At 60.3% G+C, this 7,233-nt stretch carries 6 protein-coding genes; 4 read left to right on the forward strand and 2 right to left on the reverse strand.

Translation table 11 applies throughout. From position 1 onward, the window contains the following. Positions 1–351 precede the first annotated feature (351 nt). Positions 352–615, forward strand: a complete 264-nt coding sequence (locus ACW9IB_RS28970; RefSeq protein WP_457368906.1) for a hypothetical protein — start codon at positions 352–354, stop codon at positions 613–615. Positions 616–725: 110 nt separating this feature from the next. On the opposite strand, the gene gbdR is transcribed toward ACW9IB_RS28970, so the two are convergent. Together gbdR and ACW9IB_RS28980 are read right to left on the reverse strand one after the other, a co-directional pair. Then, entirely contained in the window at positions 726–1,829 is a 1,104-nt protein-coding gene (gbdR, locus tag ACW9IB_RS28975) for a choline metabolism transcriptional regulator GbdR (protein WP_065938176.1), read from the reverse strand. A gap of 508 nt (positions 1,830–2,337) precedes the next feature. Continuing rightward, a complete protein-coding gene (locus ACW9IB_RS28980; protein WP_457416725.1) occupies positions 2,338–3,714 on the reverse strand; it encodes an L-serine ammonia-lyase in 1,377 nt (458 codons plus the stop codon). A gap of 405 nt (positions 3,715–4,119) precedes the next feature. On the opposite strand from ACW9IB_RS28980, the gene ACW9IB_RS28985 reads away from it, so the two are divergent. From ACW9IB_RS28985 to choV, 3 genes are all read left to right on the forward strand, one after another. Then, entirely contained in the window at positions 4,120–5,067 is a 948-nt protein-coding gene (locus ACW9IB_RS28985; RefSeq protein ID WP_457368908.1) for a choline ABC transporter substrate-binding protein, read from the forward strand. A 66-nt stretch (positions 5,068–5,133) separates the two neighbouring features. Continuing rightward, positions 5,134–5,979, forward strand: a complete 846-nt coding sequence (gene choW / locus ACW9IB_RS28990) for a choline ABC transporter permease subunit (RefSeq protein ID WP_457368909.1) — start codon at positions 5,134–5,136, stop codon at positions 5,977–5,979. Further along, complete coding sequence (gene choV / locus ACW9IB_RS28995) at positions 5,976–7,154, forward strand: choline ABC transporter ATP-binding protein (RefSeq protein ID WP_457368910.1); 1,179 nt, start codon at positions 5,976–5,978, stop codon at positions 7,152–7,154. Before choW ends, choV begins: the two co-directional genes overlap by 4 nt. Positions 7,155–7,233: the final 79 nt, after the last annotated feature.

Raw genomic sequence — 7,233 nt, forward strand, 5'->3', positions numbered from 1 at the left:
GCGGCCTTCGCAGGCAAGCCAGCTCCCACACTTGGAATGCATTTCCCTGTGGGAGCTGGCTTGCCTGCGATGAGGCCGGTAGCAACCCCACAAATCCCGGGCAAAAAAAGCCCCGATCAAGCCGTGACAGGACCGGGGCAGAGCGCTTTGTGTGGGCCATGCATCCTGAGGGTGACCAAACCGTCAAGGGGCGTGCCTGGGTTCAGTGTGCCGGTTACCGCCGTCGGCAAATGGCCCGAAAACGACATGCCCATAGCCATCCGAGCCATCCCGGCATTCGGCCCTTGCCGACCACCCGCAGGCCTACCAGAATCCAGATCAGACCCCGCTCCCCTCACCAGGATAAACGTCATGATGCACGCGGATTTGATTGACCAGGATGACCTGCTGGGCCACCTGCGCTCGCTGGGTTTTGAAGTGTCCAGCGGCGCCACCGCCGAACAGGCTTGCGAGTGCGCGGTACGCGGCTTGAGCGAAGCACGCGCCAAGGCGCTCAAGGGCATGGTGGAACAGATGTACACCGGCCGTGCGACGATTTTGCCGGCGGTAAGGCAGGCGATCGACAAACAGTTGTTGCCGGCGTTGGTGCAGTTCAAGCAGAACTCTGGCGCCTGATAGACCGCTATCGCAGCGGTGCGACGACTCGACAAGCCAGCTCCCACATTTGAATGTATACACAGATCAAAATGTGGGAGCTGGCTTGCCTGCGATGAAGGCAGCTGGATCTAGAGCCGTACGCTCGCAAACGTCGACTCATTGCGCGCCTGGCTCAATGCCGACATCGGTCCCGACAACGGCGACAGCACCAGCGCCTGCGGAATTGGCATCATCGCTACCTGCTGGGTGGTGTTGGAGCCGACGCGCTCGTCACGCGGCGGAATGCCGAAGTATTCGCGGTAGCATTTGGAGAAGTGCGGCGTGGACACGAACCCGCACACCGACGCCACTTCGATGATCGACATCGGCGTTTGCTTGAGCAACTGCCGCGCACGGATCAGGCGCAGCTTGAGGTAGTAGCGCGACGGCGAACAGTGCAAGTATTTCTGGAACAACCGCTCCAGCTGACGCCGGGACACGGCGACGTACACCGCCAGCTCATCCAGGTCGATCGGCTCTTCCAGGTTGGCCTCCATCAACGCGACAATTTCCTGCAACTTCGGCTGGTTGGTGCCGAGCATGTGCTTGAGCGGCACACGCTGGTGGTCCTGCTCGTTGCGGATGCGCTCGTACACGAACATCTCGGAGATGGCGGCCGACAGCTCGCGACCGTGATCGCGGCTGATCAGGTGCAGCATCATGTCCAGCGGCGCGGTACCGCCGGAACTGGTGAAGCGGTTGCGGTCGAGGGTGAACAGGCGGGTGCTCATCGATACGCGCGGGAAGGCTTCCTGCATCGAAGCCAGGCATTCCCAGTGCACGCTGCAATCGAAGCCGTCCAGCAGGCCGGCGCAGGCCAGGGCCCAACTGCCGGTGCACACCGCGCCAAGACGGCGGGACTGGCGCGCCTGGCTTTGCAGCCACGACACGTGCTCGCGGGTAACGGTGCGCTGGATACCCACGCCGCCGCAGACGATCACGGTGTCGAGGGCCGGGGCTTTGTGCATGGAGGCGTCAGGGGTGATTTGCAGACCGTCGCTGGCCCACACCTGGTTTCCGTCGACACTCAGGGTCGTCCAGCGGTACAGCTCGCGACCGGACAACTGGTTGGCCATGCGCAGGGGTTCTACTGCGGACGCCAGGGAAATCAGCGTGAAATTGTCCAGCAGCAGAAAGCCGATGGATTGAGGCGCACGGTTCTGGGGTTGAGCCCCGGAGTTGAACGACGTCATCGCGATATCTCCTCACACAAAGCGGGTGATGGCCTCAGGCGAGGCTCTTGTTATTGCGCTCGTCTGCGACACAGAACGAGGCTTTGAATTGATAGAGCAAATGCCATGCCTAAAATTGAATGGCCGTCCAATAACTCCTAAAAACGACCTGATGACGCGTCTAAACAAGCCCGCGCCGGATGTATGGATATGGCCGAAAATGCGCGTAGGAACAAGCCGTCTCAACAGGTGTGAGCAGTTCGGTAGCACTTGTGGGAAGGCGCTTTGCGGGTGAGGGAAAAGTCTGTCACCGCTCGCACAGGGGATGGGTGTTCAGGCGGGGAATCGTTCGCAAGCTACTTATCTGTTTGCGACGCGCTAAAAGGTGGCGTTTTTGGATCCGGGTGTTCACTTTATGAGCAGTGCAGTCTGGACTATTGCTATCGCAGGCAAGCCAGCTCCCACAGTTTGATTTGTGAACACATTCAAATGTGGGAGCTGGCTTGCCTGCGATGCAGTCGACGCGGTCTCAGCACTCAACGGCACTCACCGCCAACCCACCCCGCGACGTTTCCTTGTATTTGTCATGCATGTCCGCGCCGGTATCGCGCATGGTACGGATCACCCGGTCCAGGGAGATGAAGTGCTGGCCGTCACCGCGCAAGGCCATTTGCGCGGCGTTGATCGCTTTCACCGCTGCAATCGCGTTGCGCTCGATGCACGGCACTTGCACCAGCCCGCCCACTGGGTCGCAGGTCAGGCCGAGGTTGTGTTCCAGGCCGATTTCCGCCGCGTTGCACAGTTGCTCCGGCGTGGCGCCGAGGACTTCGGCGAGCCCGGCGGCGGCCATGGCGCAGGCTGAGCCTACTTCCCCTTGGCAGCCGACTTCGGCACCGGAGATCGATGCGTTTTTCTTGCACAGAATGCCGACCGCCGCCGCACCGAGCAGGTAGTCGACCACGTTGGCTTCGGTGACGTCTTCGCTGAATTTCATAAAGTAGTGCAGCACCGCCGGGATGATCCCCGCCGCGCCGTTGGTGGGGGCCGTGACCATGCGTCCGCCGGCGGCGTTTTCTTCATTGACCGCCAGGGCGAACAGGTTGACCCACTCCATGGCGCTCAAGGTCGAGCCGATTACATTGGGCTTGTTCAGTTCCTGCAGGCTGCGGTGCAGCTTGGCGGCGCGGCGGCGTACATTCAGGCCGCCGGGCAGGATGCCTTCGTGTTTGAGGCCTTGTTCCACGCAATCCTGCATGGCGTGCCAGAGCTTCATCAGGCCGCTGCGGATTTCTTCTTCGGAGCGCCAGACCTTTTCATTCGCCAGCATCAACTCGGCGACGCGCAGGTTGTGGGTCTTGCACAGGTGCAACAGCTCCACCGCGCTGGAAAAGTCGTAGGGCAGTTCGGTGCGATCCATATCGGCCACGCCGCTTTGCGCCTGGGCTTCGTCCACCACAAAACCACCGCCCACCGAATAGTAGGTGTCGCGGTGCAGTTCACCCTGATCGCCGAACACCACCAGGGTCATGGCGTTGGGGTGGAACGGCAGGTTTTCGTCGAGCAGGCGCATGTCGCGCGCCCAGATAAAAGGTACCGGCAGGCGTCCGTCCAGCAACAAGGTGTCGGTTTCACGCAGGGTGTGAATACGCACACCGATCTGCGACGGGTCGATTGCGTCCGGCCACTCGCCCATCAGGCCCATGATGGTCGCCGTGTCGCTGCCATGGCCGATGCCGGTGGCGGACAGAGAGCCATAAAGCTGAACTTCGACGCGCCGCACTTGTTCCAACAGTTCACGTTCACGCAAGCCCTGGACGAACAACGCCGCGGCGCGCATGGGGCCGACGGTGTGAGAACTCGAAGGTCCGATGCCGATCTTGAACAGGTCGAAAACGCTGATAGCCATTGCCGTGGAACTCCTCGATAAGCACGGGCTACCTGCTACGCTGAATTCGCCCGAATGGCGGCATCATCAAGCTTTTGCCGCCCCTCACGGCGTCTCACACCGACGTGACCATGCTCACTAGCGTCGCTTGCGTACGATCACTTGTTTTGGCCGTTTTTAGCGGTGCAGAAGGGTAAAAACAGCAGTTTTACCCTCGGAAAAATCTGTAAGCGACGTCACCGACACTGGATACGACCATCCCTGTACTGGATACGACGCCCCCTGTAGGCGTCAGATTTTCACTGGTACATGATCAGTCACGACTCGTTTGCAAGGCACCGTGCCAGAGCTGTTGTCGCACGCTCCAACCGCAACACTTATAAAGCGCGGCGAATGCCGCCAGAAAAAACACAGGAGTCTAGCCCCATGAAAGGTTCACCCTCGTTGTTGTTGGCCGCCATGCTGAGTCTGCCAGTCCTGGCGCACGCTGCAGAACCGGCACAATGTCAGACCGTCAACTTCTCCGATGTCGGCTGGACCGACATCACCGTCACTACCGCGACCACCAGCGAAATTCTCAAGGGCCTGGGCTACAAGCCGCGCACCACGATGATTTCGGTACCGGTGACCTACAAGTCCCTGGCTGACGGCAAGAACATGGATATCTTCCTCGGCAACTGGATGCCGACCATGGAAAACGACATCAAGCAGTACCGTGATGCCGGCACCGTGGAAACCGTGCGCGCCAACCTGGAGAACGCCAAGTACACCCTGGCGGTCCCGGAAGCGCTGTACGAAAAAGGCCTGAAAGACTTCGCCGATATCGTCAAGTTCAAGGATGAGCTGGGCGGCAAGATCTACGGCATCGAGCCGGGCAACGACGGCAACCGCACCATCCAGACCCTCATCGACAAAGACGCCTTCGGCCTGAAAACCGCAGGCTTCAAAGTGGTCGAGTCCAGCGAAGCCGGGATGCTCTCGCAAGTGGAACGCGCTACCAAACGCGACCAGGCCATCGTGTTCCTCGGCTGGGAACCGCACCCGATGAACACCCGCTTCAAGATGAAGTACCTGACCGGGGGTGACGATTCGTTCGGCCCCAACTACGGCCAGGCCACCATCTACACCAATACCCGCAAGGGCTACACCCAGGAATGCAGCAACGTGGGCCAGTTGCTGAAAAACCTGGTGTTCACCCTGAACATGGAAAGCACCCTGATGGGTAAAGTCCTGGACGATAAACAAAAACCCGACGTTGCCGCCAAGGCCTGGCTCAAAGCCAACCCGCAAGTGCTCGACACCTGGCTGGCCGGTGTCACCACCGTCGACGGCAAACCCGGTCTGGAGGCCGTCAAAGCCTACCTCGCCAAATAACGCTGACCCCGGGACGGTGCGCTGTCCCGGGATGTTTTCCCTCTTCGCATGTGGACATTCACTACCATGCTGACTGAACAGAAAATCCCACTAGGCCAGTACATCGCTGCCTTCGTCGAATGGTTGACCCAACACGGGGCCAGCTATTTCGACGCAATTGCATCGACACTGGAAACGATGATCCACGGTGTGACGTTTGCGCTGACCTGGTTCAATCCGCTGGCATTGATCGGTCTGATTGCGCTGCTGGCTCACTTTATCCAACGTAAATGGGGACTGACTGTTTTTGTCATCGCCTCCTTCCTGCTGATCCTCAACCTCGGGTACTGGCAGGAAACCATGGAGACCCTGGCGCAAGTGCTGTTCGCCACCCTGGTCTGCGTGGTCATCGGTGTGCCGCTGGGCATTGTCGCCGCGCACAAACCGCTGTTCTACACCATGATGCGGCCGGTGCTCGATCTGATGCAGACCGTACCGACCTTCGTCTACCTCATCCCTACCCTGACCCTCTTCGGGCTGGGTGTGGTGCCCGGGCTGATTTCCACGGTGGTGTTCGCGATTGCCGCGCCGATCCGCCTGACCTACCTGGGTATCCGAGATGTACCGCAAGAGTTGATGGACGCCGGCAAGGCCTTTGGCTGCTCGCGCCGTCAGTTGCTCTCGCGCATTGAACTGCCCCACGCCATGCCGAGCATCGCTGCCGGTATTACCCAATGCATCATGCTGTCGTTGTCGATGGTGGTGATCGCGGCCCTGGTGGGCGCCGACGGCCTCGGCAAACCGGTGGTCAACGCGCTCAACACCGCCGACATTGCCCTGGGCTTTGAAGCCGGCCTGGCAATCGTATTGCTGGCCATCATGCTCGACCGCATCTGCAAACAACCCGACGCCAAAGTAGGGGGTGATGCATGAGCATTATCCGATTCGACAATGTCGACGTGATCTTCTCCAAAGACCCGCGCGAAGCGCTCAAGCTGCTGGACCAGGGCATGAGCCGTAACGAGATCCTGAAAAAGACCGGGCAGATCGTCGGCGTTGAAAAAGCCAGCCTGGACATCGAGAAAGGCGAAATCTGCGTGCTGATGGGCCTGTCGGGCTCCGGCAAGTCGAGCCTCTTGCGTTGCATCAACGGCCTCAACACGGTGAGTCGTGGCCACTTGTTCGTGGAGCACGAAGGTCGCCAGATCGACATCGCCTCCTGCACCGATGCGGAGCTCAAGATGATGCGCACCAAGCGCATCGCCATGGTGTTCCAGAAGTTCGCCCTGATGCCCTGGCTGACCGTGCGTGAAAACATCAGCTTCGGCCTGGAAATGCAGGGCCGTCCCGAAAAGGATCGGCGCAAGCTGGTGGATGAAAAACTCGAGCTGGTGGGCCTGACCCAATGGCGCAACAAGAAGCCGGATGAGCTCTCCGGCGGCATGCAGCAGCGCGTCGGCCTGGCCCGTGCGCTGGCAATGGACGCCGATATCCTGCTGATGGACGAACCCTTCTCCGCCCTCGACCCATTGATTCGCCAGGGCCTGCAGGACGAACTGCTGGAACTGCAACGCAAGCTGAGCAAGACCATTGTGTTCGTGAGCCACGACCTCGACGAGGCGCTGAAACTCGGCAGCCGTATCGCGATCATGAAAGACGGCAAGATCATCCAGTACAGCGTGCCGGAAGAGATCGTGCTGAACCCGGCGGATGACTATGTGCGCACCTTCGTCGCCCATACCAACCCGCTGAACGTGTTGTGCGGGCGCAGCCTGATGCGCACCCTGGACAACTGCAAGCGCGTGAATGGTTCGGTGTGCCTGGACCCGGGCGGCGACTCGTGGCTGGACCTGGCCGAAGGCAACACCATCCAGGGCGCCCGCCAGAATGGCGCGGTGATGAACCTGCAGAACTGGGCGCCGGGGCAACCCGTGGAAGGCCTGGGCCGTGTGCCGACCCTGGTGGACTCGAACATCGGCATGCGCGACGCGTTGCAGATCCGCTACCAGACCGGCAACAAGCTGGTGCTGCACGACAACAATCAGGTGGTGGGGATTTTGGGGGACAGCGAGCTCTACCATGCCCTGTTGGGCAAGAACCTGGGCTAAGGGAAGTACATAACCCCGCCTGAAGAAACTGGGTCAATGTGGGAGCTGGCTTGCCTGCGATAGCTGTAGTGGATTCACC

This window comes from Pseudomonas sp. SDO524_S393 (assembly GCF_054071875.1).

Bases quoted from the DNA above. Each gene is read 5' to 3' on its own strand.
- ACW9IB_RS28970 (WP_457368906.1), top strand. From the start codon at position 352: ATGATGCACGCGGATTTGATTGACCAGGATGACCTGCTGGGCCACCTG.
- gbdR (WP_065938176.1), bottom strand. From the start codon at position 1,829: ATGACGTCGTTCAACTCCGGGGCTCAACCCCAGAACCGTGCGCCTCAA.
- ACW9IB_RS28980 (WP_457416725.1), bottom strand. From the start codon at position 3,714: ATGGCTATCAGCGTTTTCGACCTGTTCAAGATCGGCATCGGACCTTCG.
- ACW9IB_RS28985 (WP_457368908.1), top strand. From the start codon at position 4,120: ATGAAAGGTTCACCCTCGTTGTTGTTGGCCGCCATGCTGAGTCTGCCA.
- choW (WP_457368909.1), top strand. From the start codon at position 5,134: ATGCTGACTGAACAGAAAATCCCACTAGGCCAGTACATCGCTGCCTTC.
- choV (WP_457368910.1), top strand. From the start codon at position 5,976: ATGAGCATTATCCGATTCGACAATGTCGACGTGATCTTCTCCAAAGAC.